16 protein-coding genes are annotated in these 19,944 nt (G+C 49.4%); 10 read left to right on the top strand and 6 right to left on the bottom strand.

Annotated elements, in window-relative coordinates:
- Positions 1 to 128: 128 nt before the first annotated feature.
- The 3 genes from ASG16_RS16225 to ASG16_RS16235 are packed head-to-tail and all read right to left on the bottom strand — an operon-like array spanning position 129 to position 3,835.
- Positions 129 to 947: a hypothetical protein gene (locus tag ASG16_RS16225; RefSeq protein ID WP_056496180.1), complete on the bottom strand. Its 819-nt coding sequence runs from the start codon at positions 945 to 947 to the stop codon at positions 129 to 131.
- Positions 940 to 2,568: a hypothetical protein gene (locus ASG16_RS16230; RefSeq protein WP_056496177.1), complete on the bottom strand. Its 1,629-nt coding sequence runs from the start codon at positions 2,566 to 2,568 to the stop codon at positions 940 to 942. The genes ASG16_RS16225 and ASG16_RS16230 overlap by 8 nt, the downstream gene beginning before the upstream one ends.
- A 4-nt stretch (positions 2,569 to 2,572) precedes the next feature.
- On the bottom strand, positions 2,573 to 3,835 hold the full coding sequence (locus ASG16_RS16235) for an O-antigen ligase family protein (protein WP_048031958.1): 1,263 nt from the start codon (positions 3,833 to 3,835) through the stop codon (positions 2,573 to 2,575).
- A 189-nt stretch (positions 3,836 to 4,024) separates the two neighbouring features.
- On the opposite strand from ASG16_RS16235, the gene murJ reads away from it, so the two are divergent.
- A complete protein-coding gene (gene murJ / locus ASG16_RS16240; protein ID WP_056496174.1) occupies positions 4,025 to 5,551 on the top strand; it encodes a murein biosynthesis integral membrane protein MurJ in 1,527 nt (508 codons plus the stop codon).
- On the opposite strand, the gene ASG16_RS16245 is transcribed toward murJ, so the two are convergent.
- Positions 5,526 to 6,902: a phenylacetate--CoA ligase family protein gene (locus tag ASG16_RS16245; protein ID WP_056496171.1), complete on the bottom strand. Its 1,377-nt coding sequence runs from the start codon at positions 6,900 to 6,902 to the stop codon at positions 5,526 to 5,528. The genes murJ and ASG16_RS16245 overlap by 26 nt on opposite strands.
- 204 nt (positions 6,903 to 7,106) lie before the next feature.
- On the opposite strand from ASG16_RS16245, the gene ASG16_RS16250 reads away from it, so the two are divergent.
- Entirely contained in the window at positions 7,107 to 8,759 is a 1,653-nt protein-coding gene (locus tag ASG16_RS16250) for a putative polysaccharide biosynthesis protein (protein ID WP_056496168.1), read from the top strand.
- 57 nt (positions 8,760 to 8,816) lie between these two features.
- Here ASG16_RS16250 and ASG16_RS16255 read toward each other — a convergent pair whose 3' ends face one another.
- Together ASG16_RS16255 and csaB are read right to left on the bottom strand one after the other, a co-directional pair.
- On the bottom strand, positions 8,817 to 9,668 hold the full coding sequence (locus ASG16_RS16255; protein ID WP_048031962.1) for a class I SAM-dependent methyltransferase: 852 nt from the start codon (positions 9,666 to 9,668) through the stop codon (positions 8,817 to 8,819).
- 24 nt (positions 9,669 to 9,692) lie between these two features.
- Positions 9,693 to 10,790 carry a polysaccharide pyruvyl transferase CsaB gene (gene csaB / locus ASG16_RS16260; protein WP_056496165.1) on the bottom strand — a complete coding sequence of 366 codons (1,098 nt, stop codon included), beginning with the start codon at positions 10,788 to 10,790 and terminating at the stop codon, positions 9,693 to 9,695.
- A 430-nt stretch (positions 10,791 to 11,220) separates the two neighbouring features.
- Here csaB and ASG16_RS16265 point away from each other — a divergent pair, with 430 nt between their 5' ends.
- The 8 genes from ASG16_RS16265 (at position 11,221) to ASG16_RS16300 (ending at position 19,765) form a co-directional block, all read left to right on the top strand.
- A complete protein-coding gene (locus ASG16_RS16265) occupies positions 11,221 to 12,144 on the top strand; it encodes a 50S ribosomal protein L11 methyltransferase (RefSeq protein WP_056497359.1) in 924 nt (307 codons plus the stop codon).
- 65 nt (positions 12,145 to 12,209) lie between these two features.
- Complete coding sequence (locus ASG16_RS16270; RefSeq protein ID WP_056496162.1) at positions 12,210 to 13,385, top strand: acetyl-CoA C-acetyltransferase; 1,176 nt, start codon at positions 12,210 to 12,212, stop codon at positions 13,383 to 13,385.
- Positions 13,386 to 13,438: 53 nt separating this feature from the next.
- Positions 13,439 to 14,428 (top strand): LCP family protein, encoded by a 990-nt coding sequence (locus ASG16_RS16275; protein WP_056496159.1) that lies wholly within the window; start codon positions 13,439 to 13,441, stop codon positions 14,426 to 14,428.
- A gap of 203 nt (positions 14,429 to 14,631) precedes the next feature.
- A complete protein-coding gene (locus tag ASG16_RS16280) occupies positions 14,632 to 16,332 on the top strand; it encodes an AMP-binding protein (protein ID WP_056496156.1) in 1,701 nt (566 codons plus the stop codon).
- A gap of 151 nt (positions 16,333 to 16,483) precedes the next feature.
- Entirely contained in the window at positions 16,484 to 17,074 is a 591-nt protein-coding gene (gene fadR, locus ASG16_RS16285; protein ID WP_048031968.1) for a fatty acid metabolism transcriptional regulator FadR, read from the top strand.
- 117 nt (positions 17,075 to 17,191) lie between these two features.
- A complete protein-coding gene (locus tag ASG16_RS16290) occupies positions 17,192 to 17,965 on the top strand; it encodes an enoyl-CoA hydratase (protein ID WP_056496154.1) in 774 nt (257 codons plus the stop codon).
- Between the two features lie 52 nt (positions 17,966 to 18,017).
- On the top strand, positions 18,018 to 18,785 hold the full coding sequence (locus ASG16_RS16295) for an electron transfer flavoprotein subunit beta/FixA family protein (RefSeq protein WP_056496152.1): 768 nt from the start codon (positions 18,018 to 18,020) through the stop codon (positions 18,783 to 18,785).
- Positions 18,786 to 18,805: 20 nt separating this feature from the next.
- Positions 18,806 to 19,765: an electron transfer flavoprotein subunit alpha/FixB family protein gene (locus tag ASG16_RS16300; protein WP_056496148.1), complete on the top strand. Its 960-nt coding sequence runs from the start codon at positions 18,806 to 18,808 to the stop codon at positions 19,763 to 19,765.
- Positions 19,766 to 19,944: the final 179 nt, after the last annotated feature.

Consider the following 19,944-nt stretch of genomic DNA (forward strand, 5'->3'; position numbering starts at 1 on the left):
TGAAGGCTGCGGGGTTTTTTTCGTGACAGACATACTTCTTCTGCTTCAAAATAAAAGGACCCGACGATTATCGCCAGGTCCTGATTCGTACCAATCAGTCTGCTGCCACGTAAAGGTAGCAGACTTTTTTAGTACAGCAAATATTTTTCTACTTCTTCCGGCTCCTTGATGTGAATGCCACCAGTGTCATCATACTTATAGAGGTTGAACATCACTTGCTGGTCCATCGTTCCTGCTTCAGGCAGCGGGAGAATGATCCACGTCTCGTACTGGTGGATCAGACGGTCTTCCTTGCCGAACCAAAACGTTGTCTTGATCGTGGATTCCTTCAAGATGTAATCCAGATCAGGGCGTTCTCCCAATTGCTTTTTCAATGGTTCAAACAGGGGGCTTTGACTATTTTTCAGCCATTCTGCTCCTGTCATTTTCAATTGGAACGGAACGCTGACGACGCCAATTACTTTTTCCTCAGGCAATTGGACGGCCTGGTCCATGAAAGGCAGCCAGTCCTCGAAGCCTTTCAATACGTCGAAGGCAAGCGGCTCATCCGGAGCGGTGACAAACTGCTCGTTTGCCTTGATGTAGCGCTTGTCATGAATCCGATAGTACGAATACGGCTGGGCAGCGATGCGGGCATCCACATTGTAACCTTTTCCGTTGATGACAGCTCCATTGAACATGCTTGTTGTGGAGCGTGAGAGGATCGTATTTTTTACATAGCCCTTGTACCAGTAGGTCTGTGCCTCTTTAGCCGTCTTGCCTTTTTCCAGAGCCGTTTTCAGCCACTCTGCACCTGATTCGGTTTGGACGGTGGTCGTTTGATCTGGCTTCTGGTCAAAATTGGTGGTGGCAAAAGCCTTCGTACCTGATTCGTAGGTGCAGCCACCGAGCAGGGAGGCTGTGCAGATGGCAGCGAGCAGTGCCCATGCTTTCGTAGCTTTACGCATGGCGGAACCTCCTTACGACTCCGTATCCCAATAGTCCCACAAAGAGTGCGATTGTGAGTCCGAATACCGGAATGTTGTGCTGCTTGAACACGAGAATACGATGTGTATTGTACATGTTCGCAACGATTTCGTTTTTCTTGTCGCCGTCGATGTCGCCGATTTGGACATTGATCAGCGGCAAGTAAATGCGCCAGTTTTGTTTCAGACCCTCTGGCGTGTAGTCATAGCCAGCCAAATAGCGAGAATCTGTGGTACTTACCCAGCTCCTTGCTTTGGCTATGATCTCAGGATTTTCGTTGTTGCCGATGGTAGCAAAGTTAGAGAAGCGGAAGCTCTTGTCGCGATCTCCACTAGCCCACAAAATCTCCCACGTGCCGTCCGGCTTCGGCTTCAAGATGTACGAAGGCTTTCCTGCAACGAGGAGTTCATCGACCTTGTCGTTGTCGATATCGGCAGGAATGAACTCGCCTGTGGCCAATTCAGCCTGTTTGCGTGTCAGTGTGTACGATTCTGTCAGTGTACCATCTGGCTCGACAGACAGAACACTCAGGTGCTCACCCATGACAACGAGTCCCTCGCGGCCATCAGGCAGCATCATGGTGGTCATCAGCTTGGTTGCTTTTGTCGTACCGCCAAAAGGCTTGCCATCGTAGTTTCCTGTCAGCATACCATCCTTGATATGCAGATCCGTGTATTTCGAGCCGAGTGTTTGACGCAGGTCCATACTGCCTTCGTTTTCCGCCAGCAGGTTTGCGATGTTTTCCATATCAAGCATAAACGCACGATATGGTGCCGTTCCGATTTGCAGCATGCCTTCCGCATATGGTTGGCGTTGTACATTCGGTACCAATTGACCGTCTTTCATCGTGTAATACGGGAAGCCCGGGTAATCGGTCGGCAATTTTTCCTTGATGATCTCCATGGTATCAGCAGGAATCTGATCATTCGGCATCCGCACCATTTGGCCGTCTTTCCAGGTCAGGACGTAAAGAGAAACAGGTTCCGCCTGCAAATGGCGCAGCTTCTCTGCCATTGCTTTTTTCTCTTCCTCCGTCTCTGGCTTTTCAATTTCTTCCGGCAGTGGAAGCTCCTCGGCATTGCCGTACGTGATGATCTCCATGCTGCCATCGCCATTGACGTCGTGCAGTGTGAGCGGGAAGTAATCCACCCAATCACCGTTGTACAAACGGTCAGATTCGTATTTCACAGTAAAGTGACTGAGTGCAGTCAATGTATCCCGGTTGAACGTGACATTCGCTAAAAGAGCGATCAGAACCAACGAGCCGACTGCACGCCAGTTGAGGCGCCCGTACCATTTCACGAGAAGGGCAATCACGATGATGGCGATCACTCCACCGATCAGGAGAGCAGCGGTTGTTTTCACATCGACGCGTGTCAGTGCCCGATCCAAGAGCAAGAAGCCGATGGAAAACACCAACACCTGACGACGTTCAGAAGGATGCACCACAAAGTAGCAAAACGCCAGCAGTGGCAAGAATATGAGCAAGGCGATCCAGGTTAAATCAAGGAACGCAGGCTTGACGAGCAAATGGTAAATGAGAAACAGGGCAATGGCGTACAGAGCCCAGCTTATCGTTTGGAGAATAGGATTGCGGCGCATGCGTTCACCACCTTTTATTTTGTGTCTGGTCGACGAATAATGCGCACAGGAAGCCGCCAAACAGCCAGAAATAGAGGGCCATGAACGGCACCTCGAAAATGTTTTCCACGAGGTTATGCGTTGCTACGGCGATTAATCCGCCCAGCAGTCCGAGAATCGCGAAAAAGTGCGGCGAGCCTTGGAGGTTGCGGATAAGTCCGGCGCCATACTTGAACATGGTGATGACAGTTCCGATTAACAGGATGATCCCGATCAGACCGTATTCCGCCAAACTTTTGAAGAAATAACTATCTGAATAAATGGTACCGAAATGGCGCGCGGCAACTGCTCCGCCGTGATGACCGAGACCGACGCCGAACAAAGGCTCGATGCGCATCTTGTCATAGGCTTCGCCCCAACGACCAATGCGTCCGCCTTGGCTGCTAGATTCGAAGTATTCAGGTGTAAAGAGTGTGAAAATGCGATCTTTAACTTTTCCGACAAGTGGTACAGAATCAGGAACGAAGAACAAGGCTACAACCCCGATAATCCCTGCGATCACCAAGTACCCTGCAACTCGTTTGTTCCATATGTAGAAGCAAACAAATGCAGCAAAGGCAAGGGCAAACCAGGAACCGCGGGAACTTGTTAACAGCATGGCGAGCAAAGTCGTCAGCGCAACGATGGCCCAAATCCATTTTTGCTTGCGATCCTTCGCTGTCATGAATAGACCAGCGGCAATCGGTGTAACCAACGCCATATAGCTGCCCAATACGTTCGGGCTCGTTACGAAGGAGAATGCACGCGTTGTAACAGCTTCCCCTTCTTGTACCCATGATTCAGGTGTTTTGACGCCTACGATGACTTGCAAGACACCATACAGTGCCGCTATGAAACCAACCAGCACAAGTCCCTTCATGAACTTGTCCAGGTCTTCCATCGACTTCAATAAATAGAAGCCCATGAAAAAGGCGAGGATGTACTGGTAGACGGAACGGAATCCTTCTACGCTCGCTTCCCAGTTCGCCATGTCTGTCACCATGATGGCAACTCCGAGGATGAAAAAGGCTCCAAGCCAATGTTTGATTCCAGGCATCGTCCGATTTGACTGTAAAAACGCAACGAATGTAAACAGCATCAAGACGATGAGCAGTCCTTCATCCCACAAAGAAGATATGACTGGAATCGGTAGAATCTGTCGCAAGACGTAATCGATTACTGGATAGGCCAACAGCAAATACAACCAGGTAGTTGATTGGCTTCCCCACTTCAACACGGTTTCTCTCATTTTTATTGTAGTCCTCCTACAGGTAAGGATTAACCTATCTATTATAATGAATCTGACAACCAGGTAGCAAGCCGGGGGGAAAGAGGTTGGTAGGAACGATAGAAATAAGATATGATAACTAGGTAGTTTGAGGGGTTAGAACCAAGCCTGGAACGTAGGGTTTCAAATAGGGATAGGAGAAAAGTGGATATGAGTTTGTTAAAAATTGCTTCCATGATTGTCGTGCTGACTCTCGTTGGAAGGCTTCTGGGCTTTTTTCGCAGTGTGTATGTATCCAACTTGTACGGTACTGGCATGGAGGCAGATGCGTTTAATATCGCGGCAACGATCCCGCTGACGCTCTTCTTGGTCATACCGGGAGCGGTCAATGCTGTGCTGATTCCGACGATGCGCGGCATGATGGAAAAAGGAGAGCGGACGACTGACTTATATCAGAAGATGCTCACGATCATTTTGGGTATATTCGTTGCTCTGTCTGTCTTAGGCGTTGTCTTTTCTTACCAGCTTGCTGCGATGTTTGGACTGACTGGTGAGAAGCTGGAACTCACGGCTAACATGCTGCAATGGATGTGGCCATCAGCTATTTTCATTGGGTTAACAGGGCTGTGGTCGAGTATCTGCAATGCTCACCAGCATTTCTTTACACCGACGCTTGGTACGGTAGTCAATGGAGCTTTGGTAATTGTCAGCATGTATGTGCTCGTGCCGATGTATGGTCCCATTGGACTGGCGATGGCTACGACAATCGGTTACTTGGGTGCACTGTTGCCGATTCTCCCGACTTTGCGCGGATTCGGCTATCAGCAACGCTTCTCTTTCGCTTGGCGAGAGGATGCTGCTCTCAAAGGGATGGGCGAGCGTGTCATTCCGATTTTGATTGGCGCGGTTGTAGCCCAGGCCACTACCTTTTTGGAGCGAGGCTTTGCAGAAGGACTCGGAACGGGTGTCGTTTCCGCTCTAGCGAATGCGAACCAGATCATGCAATTGCCTCTGGCGATCTTTGTTGGGGCGTTTACGTTGCCGTTGTTCCCACTGTTGGCTAGTCACGTCAAGCGGGGGGAAATGACGGAGATGAAGCAAATCCTGCAAAAGGGACTTGCCTATCTCCTCATTTTGCTGTTGCCCGTGACGGTTGGACTGGCCCTATACGCAGAGCCTATCATCCGACTAGCTTTTGAGCGCGGTGCGTTCGATGAGCGTTCTGTCGCTTTGACAGCGTGGGCACTGCCGTTTTACGGCGTGGGACTTTTCTTTTTAGCGTCGAGAGACTTGCTGACTCGCGCCTTTTATGCACTGGAAAACACGAAGACACCCGTTATTATCGGGACGATCGGGATCGGTGTGTATGCCCTTGCCAACTGGTTGCTTATTCCACTGCTTGGTCATGGCGGAATTGCCCTGGCTCATGCAGTTTCAGCTATCAGTCAAGCACTCCTGCTGTTTGTTTTGCTATGGAGGGCGGTAGGAAGCCCTGTACGAGCGAATTTCCTCATGACTGCCGGGAAAACCATTGTGGGCTGCGCAGTCATGGCCGGTGCAATTTTGCTCGTCGATCCATGGTTATCCACATGGCCTGTCTGGTTGTACTTGCCGCTAGGAATTATCGGTGCAGCTCTTTTATATCTCGTGGTGCTCATTTTGGTTCGCGAGCCACTTGTATCAGAGCTGCTGCAAAAAGTACGCAAGCGGTCTACTCCAGCGGGAGGGCGCTCGTAAGCGGGAATTCCCGGATTGCATAACGAGTCTTTCCCGAGCTGGCGGGGGGAATGGTCTCCACATAAGAAACCTGGATGCTCACTTGACCTAACGCCGAGCGAATGCCTGCTAAAAGCTTGGCTTCATCAGCAGGTAAAAAACGTTCGGGCTCCTTCACCAGTCTCAGGCTCAGTCGCTCCGGCTCATGCTGGACGATCTGGAAGGTGCGGAAGCTGTCCATATTGCGCACGATGTGATTAAAATAATGTCCGTGCACGTAACGTCCGTTTAATGAGAGGAACATGTCGTCTTCTCTGCCGTCGATCGAAGCAAGAAGTGGAAAAGGGAGATGGCATGAGCAGACTGAATCAGAAAGCGCGACGACATCTCCTAATTGGTAGCGCAGGCGGGGCATGACGGTATTGTGCAGGTCTGTGACAAGCAGCGCTCCCGGGTGCCCTTTATGGACGGGAATATACGTAATGGGATCAACTACCTCCAAATAACAGTTCCCGGAAAAGGCATGCATGCTCCCGGCCTTGCATTGATAGGCGATAATTCCACCGTCACGGGCGCCGTATTCATTCACAACAGGCGCATGAAAAGCTTGGGCAATCGTTTGCCGCTGGTGTTCGTGCAGGCTTTCTGCTGTAGAGACAACGGCTTTGAGCGGGATTCCAAGTGTCATGCCGCGTCGCAGCATCATCGTGGCGAGCGTATGAAGCGCAGAGGCGTACCCGTATAAATAAACTGGTTGGAAGTCCCGAATGAGACGAAGGTTTGCTTCCAAATGTCTTTCGTCCAGTTCATAGGCAGAAATCATCAAGCGGTTCTTCAACCAGCGCTCCTTCCAGCGGTAGCGGCGAGCTTGCTGGGCGTTTAATTCGAGTGGCGAACCCCAGATCATGACACATGGGTCACCTATGCGAATGCCGTACCAGGATAGCCCCAACCAGCGCGCAGCTTCATATCGCTCGACAGTTGGGCGATCGAGATAAAAATGGGTAGGTTCACCTGTGGAGCCTCCTGTACGATTTCCAATGAGCCCGCTTGTTTGTAGGCCTTGGCTCATATATTGATCAGCGTTTTGCCGAAAGTGTGCTTTGGTCAGAACAGGAATACGCTGCAAAAAACGTTCAGGCATCTCGCGCATTTTGCTCCAGTCTAGGGCGAAGGCAGCGTAGGCTGGTACGTTTTGTGTCGCATGATCGAGTAGCTTCACCAGCTTTTCTCGCTGCTGCACGTTAAGTGCTTCGGCAGATAGATGCTCGGCTGCTTGCAATTCTTTCATGTAAGGACGGATGCGATTTCCTTTCAAAGCCTCCATTAACGGCCACTGTACATGGCGGATCAAAAATCCGATTGTGGGCATAATTTCCCCTCCTACTCACAGATCACACAGGCAGACGATTAAAAAAAATCAATGCAATCTGTTTTTCACCAGTATTCCTGCGAAATTCCATCGATATACCTGTTTGCTGGAAGAGGGAAATGATAGTAGGATAGAGAGTGGGTTCATGTCGATTGGTGCTGCCCCACGGGTATCCAGTCAAAGAGACGAATAAAGGAGTTACCCATGTTGAAAAAAAGTCATTTTCTCGCGGGAGCGTTGATCTTAGCCATAGCGGGGATTTTGTCAAAAGTTATCGGGATGTTTTATCGGATTCCGCTTCAGGAGATAGTGGGCGACAGAGGCCTCGGACTCTATCAAGAGGTATATCCTCTCTACCTGACCTTTCTCATATTGGCGACAGCAGGTGTGCCAGTAGCGTTGTCCAGGGTGATTGCAGAGGCATTGGCTGAAGGAAAACAAGGCTCTATTGGACAAATTTTGGCCCGAAGCATGGTCATGATGGGCGCCATCGGATTAGTCTTGTTTGCGCTCCTGTACATCAGCTCTCCACTCATCGCAAAGCTCATGGGGAATCCGCATTTGATTGAGCCGATTCGAGCGATTTCCATGTCGCTGCTGTTCGTTCCCTTGATTGCGGTTATTCGCGGCTTTTTCTACGGCCATCAAAAAATGTTGTTTGTCGGGCTCTCGCAAATCGTAGAGCAGACGTTGCGTGTCGTATTTATTTTAGTAGCTTCCCTGTATCTGGTGTCACTCGGTGAAGATACCGATACCGTAATTACCGGAGTCAATTTCGGTACGATGATCAGTACGTTTTTAAGTCTCGGGTTTCTAGCATTGCTCATGTGGCTCCACAACCGGAAAAATTCCGTCTTTAGCGGGGCTGAGTGGGGGCGTCTTACTTGGTGGTATGATCGTGCCTTTTTCGTCTCGATGTGGCGAATTGCCTGGCCGATTTGTATCAGCGCCTTAGTTATCCCGATTTTCAGCCTGACGGATTCCTTCCTGGCGATTAACATCTTCCGCTACATATGGAATGTAGACGGTTTGACGGCGGATACTTGGTTTGGCATTTACAGCAGGGGAGGACCACTTCTGCAAATGGCGAGCTTGTTCGGATCGTCGATTGCCCTCTCGATCGTGCCTGCTATTGCCGAAGCGATCAGACAAAAGGATCAGGAACGGATTACGACCTTGACCAAGCTCTCGTTGCGCTTTGCTTGGCTAATCGGTCTACCTGCCGGTCTTGGACTGACGGCTGTAGCTGAAGGGGCGAATCTGGCGTTGTATGGTGATATGGAAGGCACGCGCGCAATGGCGATTTTAGGCATCACAGCGATTCCGCTTTCCTTGTTGCTTGCTACAAACGGTATTTTGCAAGGGATCGGCAAAGAAAAAATCCCAGCGCGTCATCTGCTGTATGGTGTCATTGTCAAAGTACTGGCGACACTCGTGTTTACCTCCATGTTTGGTATGGATGGCTTGTCCCTGTCATGGCTGGTTGCTACTGCATTTGTCTGCGTCCTGAACATGCGCGTCATCAACCGTTTCGTATCGATTCCGATAAACTGGCGCTTCGATACCATTTATCCGTTACTGGTAGCTAACCTTATGCTGATTCTGGCTTGGGGAGCGACAGAGGCAGTTGATTTCCTGTTCAGGGGAAGAGAACCCGTGCGCATTCTGGGCGCGATAGAAACCGTGGCTGGAGTCGGTGTAGGACTCGTTGTTTACTTGGGACTGCTGATCCTCATTCCACTCATTGAGGATAAGGAGCTGGACTGGCTGCCAGGCGGAAACAAGCTGCGCGCCTTTATCCAACTCGTTCGGAAGAAGCAGGCTTCCTCGTTAAAGTCCAATACAAATAACGATTAATCGAGTCGAAAAACCCCTTTCTCCACAAACGGAGGAAGGGGTTTTATGTGATCTTGCTTATTTTGTTTTCTGATAAACACAGACGACCATCTTGACGAAAAATTCACGGGTAGCAGGTAATTTCGCCAAGGACTGCAACTGATTTCGCAACGGAATCTCTCGCTGGTAAACAGCAGGCTGTACCACGCCTTGTTGAATTTTTCGAAACCGTTTGATCGTCATGCGATTGATGTACGAGATCGTATCTCTGCCATCAGGAAGCTTGTCGAAGCGAAAAGCAATCCGGTCAGAACCGTCTGGCAAGTCGCGGACTAGCTTTTTATAGGCGTCTATCAAGGCTTGCTCCGAGAAGAGAGCATGCACCCAAGGAATCCCGATTGCATCTGACAAATGGGCACCGTATGGATGATAATACGGCGGGAAATTGATGTAGAGATGCCCGCCAGGCTTCAAGACCCGAAAGCATTCCTCTAGCGTTTTTTCCGGTTCGCCTACATGCTCCATCGCGTCATTCATGATGATCGTATCGAACGTGTTGTCGGGGAAGTCCATTCTCGCGGCATCACCAGTCATGAAGGAGACGAGATGATCCAGTCCTTTTTTCTTCGCGAATTCATTTCCTTCCTCCGCGTAGTGGGGGACGATGTCGATGCCGATCATTTTTTTAGGGCCATAGGTGGCGTAATAACAGGTTTTTCCCCCGCCGCCACAGCCAATGTCCAAAACCGTTTTGTCACGGAACATTTGCTCCTGTGAATGGAAGGGGAGGAAAAACTGAATGGTTTGATCCCCTTTTTGAAATTGCCATTCCGTATAGCTCATTTCCCCGTTGTTTGCTAGGTTGAAAGGGTGAACGGGGAGAGGAAATAATCGATTTAAACCAAGTAACACTTGTGAAGAAAAGGACATGATGTCCTCCTTTCCAGGTCAGCCTTATTTACGCAGCGCCTGTAAAACAAGTTCACTGCTTTTGGAAGCTTCGATCGCTAACAAATGGGAATGCTTCGTTACCACATCAATTTCGTGATCGAGGTTGTCCAGTTTTTCAGCGAGCAAGGTCAAAAGTGTAGTTTCATCGAGCCCAGTAATATGACCAGCATTGGGCATTCCAGCCCGTTCAACGAATCGATCGATTTTCGGATCGTAGGAGATGCCGATAAAAGGGATTCGCAGCATGCACGCAAGAATGAGCGAGTGAAGCCGCATACCGACGACGTAGTTGCATTGTTTCAGTACCGACATAATGTCATGAAAAGTCACAGGTGCATCGAGAAGACGTGCTCCTGGTTGGCTCATCTGGTCCATGATTTCCTGAGACGGTGCCAAATCACTAGGGACATGCATCGGCAGGAAGAGAACATTCCATCCACGCACGATAAACCAATCTGCTGCCCGGGCTATCTTCTGTTTGAATGGCTGTTCCTGTTTCCAGTCCCGGACAGAGATGGCGACCAAGGGCTTGGAAGGATCATCAAACATACCATGGAGCAGCTCTTTTCCCCGTTGATCTGCAATATCGTCTGGGGATATCGTCAGAGCAGGGTCAGCTGTTATATAGATAGGGGCTTTTTTTACGCCGCAGGCTTTGAAGTCCTCCCCTGATTCGTAGTCGCGAACCGTGATGATGTTGACGTGATTCACCACGCGTTTAATCATCGTGCGACTGAGCGATTTGAGGATGGGGCCAAAGCCTTGAGCGTAAAAGACCACGGGTTTACCTAAAAGCTTGGCAATGGTGACGATGCCCAAATAGTAGAGGACACTGCGCGGACTGGTTACATCCTGCATCAGTGTACCGCCGCCCATCACCAGCATGTCACTTCGCGAAAGCTCGCGGACGATGGTTCCAAAGCTCCAGCGGTTATAGGCTTCAATCCCGAACAATTCCGCAGTCCGATCAGGCTGATTGGACAAGACGGCGAGAGAGATATTTGGTTGTTCCCGCTTAAGAGAGCTGATGATGCCGTACAGGACCACATCGTCTCCGGCATTATTAAAGCCGTAGTACCCGGAGATGAGAATTCGCGACATGGAGTGAACCTTCTTTCTATATCAAACGTACAGGAAAAATACATTCTCAAGTATAATCGAGTAAACAAGGGGAAGTAAAGCAACCACAGTAGAAAACTTCACGCCCCAATTGTTTGGACAGATACAGTGGGTGCAGCGCGGTTCGTAGGGTATAATGATGTTGTTCCGATTTACGAGAACATATAGAGGAAACCCATACCGAACATGCCGATGCCAAGAACGATGAGGGCAATCATGACGATGAAAAGCCCCTTATTTTTGCGGCGACGGTAAAAAAATTCGTCAAACATGGTAAGCCTCCCTGCGGTTATGTTAGTCCATTCTACTATCATACCATGTTCTCTATCATCCTTGCCATCCACATATGAGTGAATAGATGTCCGCAAGAATAGGAGCGAATGACAGCAAAAGGGAAGGAGCATTTTTCATCATGGAAAGCATGTGGCTCAAATACACATTACTAGTGGAACCTGAGATTGAGGATTTGTTTGTGGCAGAGGTTTTGACCAGCTCCTACACGCTTGGCTGGATCGAACCGCAAATCGAAGTACTGACAACGGAAAACGGATATGATTACGCAGAAAATACGGAAGGTCCACTTGTTGGGTATTTATTTGAACCCCAGCACGATCGTGAAGAGGAGCATGTAGCTCGCCTGAAGACCTACATTCAGCGCTGGAATGGACAAGTCACCATTAAGGAAGTAGAGCTCGTAGCTGAAGAAAATGAATCGTGGAAAGAGGAGTTCCGGGAAGTCAAGATAGGCGACTGGTGGGTTGCACCAACATGGACGGACCCCGCAGCACTGGAGTCCGCACAGCATATCCTATGGATCGATCCAGGTGCAGCCTTCGGAACCGGCTATCATGGAACGACGCAGGACATTCTATTGTTTTTGCAAGGAATGGACCTGGAGGGTAAGCGAGTCATTGATGTAGGAGCTGGCTCAGGAATTCTCTCTTTGTACTGCGCTTTGAATGGAGCGAAGCATCCTGTATGGGCAGTTGATATTAATCCACAAAGCGAGTATCAGGTTCTCGTCAATGCGACCAATAACCACCTTCCAGACCACGCTGTACAAGTCGTGATTGGGGATGCGAGCGAGGAAGCTGTGAAGTCCCAATTGCCTGACCAAGCTGATATCATTCTGGTCAACATCGGAGGCGATGAAAATGTCGCGATGCTTCCGATGATTACGGAGCGAATGGCTCCTGAAGGAATTTTGATTCTCTCGGGAATTGTCGAATGGAATCGGGAAGCGGTCATCGCCACATTTGAACAAGCAGGCTTCCAAGTAGAGAAAGAAAGCCAAAAAGACGAATGGGTTACCGTTGTATTGAAAAACATCGCTTAGAACCGTCTTGTAACTTCCGTGTGAGACAATATAGAAAATAGGGTACTCAATGGAGGGGAAAACTAATGGAGCAGGTTGTCATTGCTGCTGCCGGACGTACGCCAATCGGTACGTTTGGTGGCGTCCTGAAAGATGTAAGCGCTCGCAAGCTGGCAGAAACCGTCATTCGTGGTGTCATGGCTCGATCTGGTCTGGAAACTTCTCAGATCGATGAAGTCATTTTAGGGAATTGCATTCAGCGGACAGACGAGCCAAACATAGCGCGAGTGGCAGCATTGGATGCAGGCTTGGGGAAAGAAGTGACAGGCTACACGATTCAACGTCAATGTGCATCCGGCATGCAAGCGATTGCGAGCGGCGCTTCCCAGATCCTTTTAGGCGACAGTGAAATCGTCCTGGCAGGCGGCGTAGAGAGCATGAGCAATGCCCCGTATGTCCTGAAAAATGCTCGCTGGGGCAAACGATTGACACATGGGGAAATGACAGATGCGATGTGGGAGTTGTTAACAGACCCACACCATCAAATCCTAATGGGCGAGACGGCAGAACGTCTGGTCGATCGTTATGGGATCACGCGCGAGGAGTCGGATGAGATTGCCTTGCGCAGTCAGCAAAATGCGATCCGAGCCATAGACAGCGGTTTGTTTGCCGAAGAGATTATCGGGGTCCCAATTAAAAAGCGCACCGAAGAAATCATCGTAACGGAAGACGAATTCCCTCGCAGGGGAGTGACCTTGGATAGTCTCGCGAAGCTAAGACCCAGTTTCCGTGACAATGGTACAGTGACGCCTGGCAATGCCTCCGGGCTCAACGACGGAGCGTCCGCAGCCGTTTTGATGAAAGAAGGAAAAGCGAGAGAGCTCGGGATCGAACCACTCGGCAGAATTGTCTCGTGGGCAGTAGCGGGGGTAGAACCCGATTTGATGGGATATGGACCCGTTCCAGCAGTGAAGCGTGCATTAGCAAAAGCCGGTTTGACGCTTGCGGATATCGAACTGATCGAAGTAAATGAAGCCTTTGCCGCGCAATACCTCGCCGTGGAAAAACTACTGGAGCTGCCGAGGGAAATAACGAATGTGAACGGAAGCGGCGTCGCACTCGGTCATCCTGTCGGTTCTACTGGCTGCCGAATCATCGTAACCTTGCTGCACGAAATGAAGCGACGACAATTGAAACGAGGCTTGGCTGCCCTGTGTGTTGGCGGCGGGATGGGTATGGCAATGGTTGTCGAACGCCCATAGGTTTAAACGAAGTCTCCCCTGTTAAAAATGGAAGCAAAGGGGGAGGCTTTGTCATGTTTATATGGTCTTTTTTCAAGCGACATGGAAAACAGATTGCGTTTCATACCTTATCCTGTTTGGCGATCGGGGCGTTGCTGCTGGTTGCCTACAGTGCCTATCAATATAAGCAAATGACAAATCAGTGGTATGCTCCGATTGATGGAGCCAAAGGGAGCGCAAAACAGGCAACTGTTTCCCTTCCTCCACGTAATCTTTTGACAGGAACAGAGCCGTTGAAGCCTTTCGTCGCCCTGCTTCTTGGTGTGGATAGTCGAGACGGGGAAAGTGCACGTTCAGATACAATCATGCTTGCGGCGATTCATCCCGGGAAGCAATCGGTCTACCTTTTGGCGATTCCGCGTGACAGCTACATGGAGCTCCCGGGAAAAGGATACGACAAAGTGAACCATGCGATGGCTTTTGGTGGTCCAAAGATGGTGAAAGAGTCGCTGGAAAAATTTTTACAAATAAAAATTGATCGGTATATCTCCGTAGATTTCGATGGCTTCCGCCAAATTGTGGACGAGCTGGGAGGTGTCACTGTCGATGTGAAGAAACGTATGAAGTACAGCGATCCGAGCGACGACACGTACATCGACATTCAACCAGGGCTGCAGACTTTATCAGGTGAGCAGGCATTGGATTACGCTCGTTATCGCAAAAGTGATTTAGGCAAGGAAGACAGTGATTACATGCGGATTGACCGACAGCAGGAGATTCTCACAGCATTGGCTTCAAAAGGCACCTCGCTCCAATCGTATACCAAGGCATTTTCACTCATGGAAATACTGGGTCAGCATGTGAAAACGGATCTCACCGAGCAGGAAATCGCCTCTCTGTTATTGTCCTATGGCGATGGAACTCCGAACTCCATCCAAGCTGATACATTGGTCGGGCAGGATGAACGCATTTGGCATAATGGTATTGTTGGCTGGTATCATCTCGTCCCAACAGATGAGCGGGAAAGAGCACGCCTGCAAATTATCAAGGAAGTAACACCGTAAGATATATCGAGCATAAGGGCAAAGGACACGGCTGTCGTTAGGGGCTGTGTCCTTTTCTCGTCGAATAGTATTGTCCCAGATGGAAAGCACATGATTTTAGTTGGAAAATTGAATATGTTTCGAATACAATAGTCATTAGGAAGAGATTATGAATGTAGATCATAGGGAGAGGCAAGGCCATTTAAGGGATGGAGGGAATGACCATGTCAAATGCCAAGCCTTGGATTGCCAATTACCCGCCCGAAACTGCGCCGTCATTGGATTACCCCCGTGTTCCTTTGACGCATTTTCTGGAGCAGTCTGCAGCTATGTATCCAGACAGTAACGCGATCTATTTCATGGGAAAAAGCATTACGTATCGAGAGCTTTTGCAGTTGTCATACCAATTTGCCAATGCATTGATCAAGCGCGGTGTAAAGAAAGGCGACCGCGTGGCGATTATGCTGCCAAATACTCCTCAAGCCGTCATCAGCTACTACGGAGCGCTTTTTGCAGGCGCGATCGTGGTCATGACCAACCCGCTGTATACCGAGCGAGAATTGATTCACCAAATGAACGATTCAGGCGCCGAGACCATCATCACACTGGATTTGTTGTACAAACGTGTTACCCAAGTCCGTGCATCTACCTCACTTCAACGAATCATCATCACAAGCATTGGCGATTTCCTTCCCTTATTGAAAAAATGGCTATATCCGTTCGTGCAGAAGAAACAAGGACAAAATCCGCAGGTTACATACAGCGCAGATATTGAGCCTTTTCTTTCCGTCCTAAAAGAAAGCGCTACCAAGCCTGTTGAAGTACCAGTCGATCCGAGCCAGGATATCGCGCTCCTCCAGTATACTGGGGGGACAACAGGTGTTGCCAAAGGTGTCATGCTGACGCACGCCAATCTCATTGCGAATGCAATCCAGTGCCAAGCGGTCCTTTACAAGCTGAAAAAGGGAAAGGAACGGATTTTGTGTGTTCTCCCATTGTTCCACGTGTATGGGATGACTACCGTGATGAACAAAGGCATTTGTATCGCAGCAGAAATTATTCTCGTCCCCAAATTCGACGTGAAACAAATATTTGAGATGATCGACAAGCGCAAGCCTACTCTTTTCCCAGGGGCACCAACCATGTATATCGGTCTCATCAACCACCCGGACTTGAAGAAGCATGATCTTTCTTCCATCGACGCATGTGTCAGTGGATCAGCTCCGTTGCCAATCGAAGTCAAGCTCAAATTTGAAGAGTTGACGGGCGGCAAACTGGTCGAGGGTTATGGGATGACGGAGGCTTCTCCTGTAACACATTCCAATCCGATTTGGGAAAAAGGCATTACGGGAAGCATCGGAATGCCATGGCCAGATACGGATTGCCGAATTGTGGATACGGCAACGGGAGAAGAGATGCCCCAAGGCGAGGTCGGGGAGTTGGCCGTAAAAGGACCCCAAGTCATGCTCGGCTATTGGAATCGCCCAGAAGATACCGCTGCCGTATTAAAGGATGGCTGGTTTTTGACGGGAGATATGGGCTATATGGACGAAAACGGCTATTTTTATATCGTAGATCGCAAAAAAGACATGATAATAGCCGGTGGCTTCAATATTTATCCGCGCGAAGTAGAAGAAGTGCTGTTTGAGCATCCCGCCATCCAGGAGGCAGCAGTCATCGGTGTCCCAGATCCGTACCGGGGCGAAACAGTCAAAGCATACGTCGTATTCAAGGATGGACAGCTCGCGAGCGAAGAAGATCTGGAAGCGCATTGCAGACAGAGACTTGCCGCCTATAAGATTCCGAGACAATACGAGATTCGTACAGATTTGCCCAAAACCATGGTCGGAAAAGTATTGCGTCGTCAATTACAAGAAGAAGACAAGAAGAAAAGAGAAGCCCAGGAAGAAATCAAAACGAGCTAGTAGCTGATGTTTTGAGGCTTGCGATCCCAGGCGGAAAGCGGCCTTTTTTGCTGACCTCTTGCGATTGACAGAGGAGTGGCCCTGTATTACACTAATTATGAATGAATGATCATTCATTTCGTCATCAATGTTAGTAAACATGGAGGTAGTTATGGCAAAGAAAACGGGGGAAAAGTATCAAGCCATTATTGATGCTGCTGTTCGAGTAATCGCCAGACAGGGCTATTACAGTGCCCAGGTATCGAAAATTGCGAAAGAGGCGAAGGTAGCAGACGGCACCATATACCTCTATTTTGAAAACAAGGATGATATTTTGATATCACTGTTTAACGAAAAGATGGGCCAGTTTGTGGAGACAAACCGCAAACACATTTCGGAAGCGACGACCATTGAGCAAAAGCTGTATGTACTCATTCATGCACACTTGAGCCAGCTATCCAAGGACCATGATCTGGCAAAAGTGACGCAAATCGAGCTACGCCAATCCAGTCCGATCATTAGTGAAGGAATCGGCAACGTGATGAAGCAGTATTTCAACCTCATTGACGAAGTGATCGTAGAGGGTATGGAACAGGGCGTATTCCGATCCGATCTCGAGGTGCGGATTACGCGCAAAATGATTTTTGGAACGCTGGACGAAGTGACGACATCTTGGGTGATGAAACAGTGCAAGTACGACCTTGTCTCTTATGTTGATTCCATTCATAACCTCTTCCTGCTTGGTATGAAGGGAAAAGAATGAAAAGAAAAGCTTTTTTTGCATGAAAACGTTTGTTACAATGGAAACAGCAAGACTGAGCGATCGCTCGGATTGAAAAAGTAGCTGTTTTATATATGGAGAGAGTTTGGGGGGAGAGGAATGGCGTCGCATTGGAATGTAGAAATCGTTGATCGCGTTGCTACGGTTACGATTAGCAACCCGCCTGCTAACGCACTCAGTCAAGCAGTGCTCGGTCAATTGAGTGAACTTTTGGACCAGTGGGAAAATAACGATGAGATCAAAGCGATCGTTTTGACTGGCGAAGGTCGGTTTTTCATTGCAGGAGCGGACATCAAAGAATTTACCCAACTGAATCGGGATAATGCGGAACAACTGGCGAAGAAGGGTCAAGCATTGTTCAATCGCTTGGAGACGTTCCCGAAGCCAATCATTGCAGCAATTAACGGCGCTTGCCTTGGCGGAGGATTGGAGCTTGCGTTGGCATGCCATATCCGCTTTGCAGCACCTGAAGCCAAGCTCGGGCTGCCTGAGCTGAATCTCGGACTCATTCCTGGCTACGGTGGTACGCAACGTTTACCACGTCTGGTTGGTCGTGGCAAAGCGACACAAATGATTCTCACATCCGAGATGATCGGTGGCGAGGAAGCTCTGCGTATCGGTCTTGTGGAAGCGGTTTATCCCGTAGAGCAGTTGCTTGCAGAAGCGCAAAAGCTGGCGGCTGTTTTCGCAAGTAAGAGCGCGATTACCCTGAAGTTTGCCCTAGCGTCCATCCATAACACAACGGAGCTGTCGTTGTCACAAGGCTTGGAGCAAGAAGCAAAGCTCTTTGGCGATGCATTCGCGACGGAGGACGTAAAAGAAGGCGTGACTGCTTTTCTGGAAAAGCGCAAGCCGCAATTTGCAGATCGGTAGTTAAGCATATAGCTTCACAAGTATGAGGTACCACTAAGGAGGAGGCATCCTGATGAATATCGTGGTTGTGTTGAAACAGACGTTTGACACAGAAGAAAAAATCGTCATCCAAAACGGACAAATTTCCGAAGATGGCGTTGAATTCATCATTAATCCCTACGATGAGTACGCTGTAGAAGAGGCAATCAAGCTCAAGGAAGATCATGGCGGCGAAGTAACCGTAATCAGCGTCGGCCCAGACCGTGCTGAAAGTGCACTGCGCACTGCTTTGGCAATGGGCGCAGACAAGGCTGTTCTGGTGGATGACGAGTCTCTGTTCGGAGACGAATTCACTACCGCCAAAGTATTGGCTGCTGTAGCGAAAAAGGTTGGCTTCGATATCATCATTGGTGGACAAATGGCTGTAGACTCCGGGGCTGGCCAAGGCGGTCCTCGTCTGGCAGAAGAACTGGGAATTAACCATGTATCGACTGCTGTGAAGCTAGAGGTGGACGGGACGAACGTACGAGTAGAGCGCGATGTAGAAGGGGACCTGGAAGTCGTGGAGACGAGCCTTCCTGTTTTGATTACGGCTCAGCAAGGACTCAACGAGCCGCGCTACCCTTCTCTCCCAGGGATCATGAAAGCGAAGAAAAAACCATTGGATAGACTCGGCGCAGACGATTTGGGAATTACTGCGGATGAGGTAAAAGCAAAGACAGAAATCGTCGATCAGACATTGCCTCCGAAAAAGCAGGCGGGTCGCATTCTCTCTGGCGAATTGGCAGCTCAAACGTCGGAATTGGTGCAACTGTTGCGCAATGAAGCGAAAGTGATCTAAGCGAGAGGGAGAGGATATCCATGAAAAAAGTACTTGTATTGGCAGAAGTACGTGACGGACAACTTCGCAACGTGTCGCTGGAAGCATTGACTGCAGCACAAGCATTGGCTGAGGGCGGCGAAATTGTAGCAGGTGTATTCGGAGCAGATGCAGCAACGCATGCAATGACATTGGGTCATCACGGTGCGAGCACGGTGTATACGGCTGATCATACAGCGTTGGCACAGTACACGCCAGATGCGTATGTACAGGCACTCACGCAGTTGATTGAGCTGGCTTCTCCAGATGCAGTAGTTTTGGGGCACACCGCGATCGGTCGTGATATCGCACCTCGCGTAGCAGCGAGACTTGGTTACGGTCTGGTTTCGGACGTAACAAGTGTAGAGGCAGGCCCAGTATTTGTTCGCCCGATCTATGCAGGAAAAGCAACGCAATCACGCAAATTCGTTGATGGAACAACATTTATTACGATTCGTCCAAACAACATTGCCATTGGCGCTGCTGACTCTTCGAAAACGGCAGTGGTGGTTCCAGTTGAATTGGAAATCAAGGATTTGCGTACGATCGTGAAAGATGTTGTAAGAAAAACAAGCGGCAAAGTAGACCTTTCCGAAGCAAAAGTCGTGATTTCAGGTGGACGTGGCGTGAAGAGTGCAGAAGGCTTCCAGCCGTTGTACGATCTGGCGGAAGTGCTCGGTGCGGCTGTTGGTGCATCTCGTGGCGCTTGCGACGCAGACTATTGCGACTACTCCATGCAGATCGGACAGACAGGTAAGGTTGTAACACCTGATCTTTACATCGCATGCGGGATTTCGGGAGCGATCCAGCACTTGGCTGGTATGTCCAGCTCGAAGGTTATTGTTGCCATCAACAAAGATCCGGAAGCGCCAATCTTCCAAGTGGCTGATTACGGTATCGTAGGCGACCTGTTCGAAGTACTGCCATTGCTGACGGCTGAGTTTAAAAAAGTGTTGGTATAACAGAAAGACGGTAACAAGGCGCTCCTTTTGGAGAGTCGTGCAAAATACTCTCTATCTTGAAATGAGACGTTCTCTTTTGGAAAAATTCGGTCCGTAGGACCTAAAAAATGGAGGCTACCTCATGCTGAGGTGGCCTCCATTTTGGTTTGGAGTTTTATCATTCGCTTTACATTTACTGT

The organism is Brevibacillus sp. Leaf182 (assembly GCF_001423865.2).
GTDB lineage: Bacteria > Bacillota > Bacilli > Brevibacillales > Brevibacillaceae > Brevibacillus > Brevibacillus brevis_C.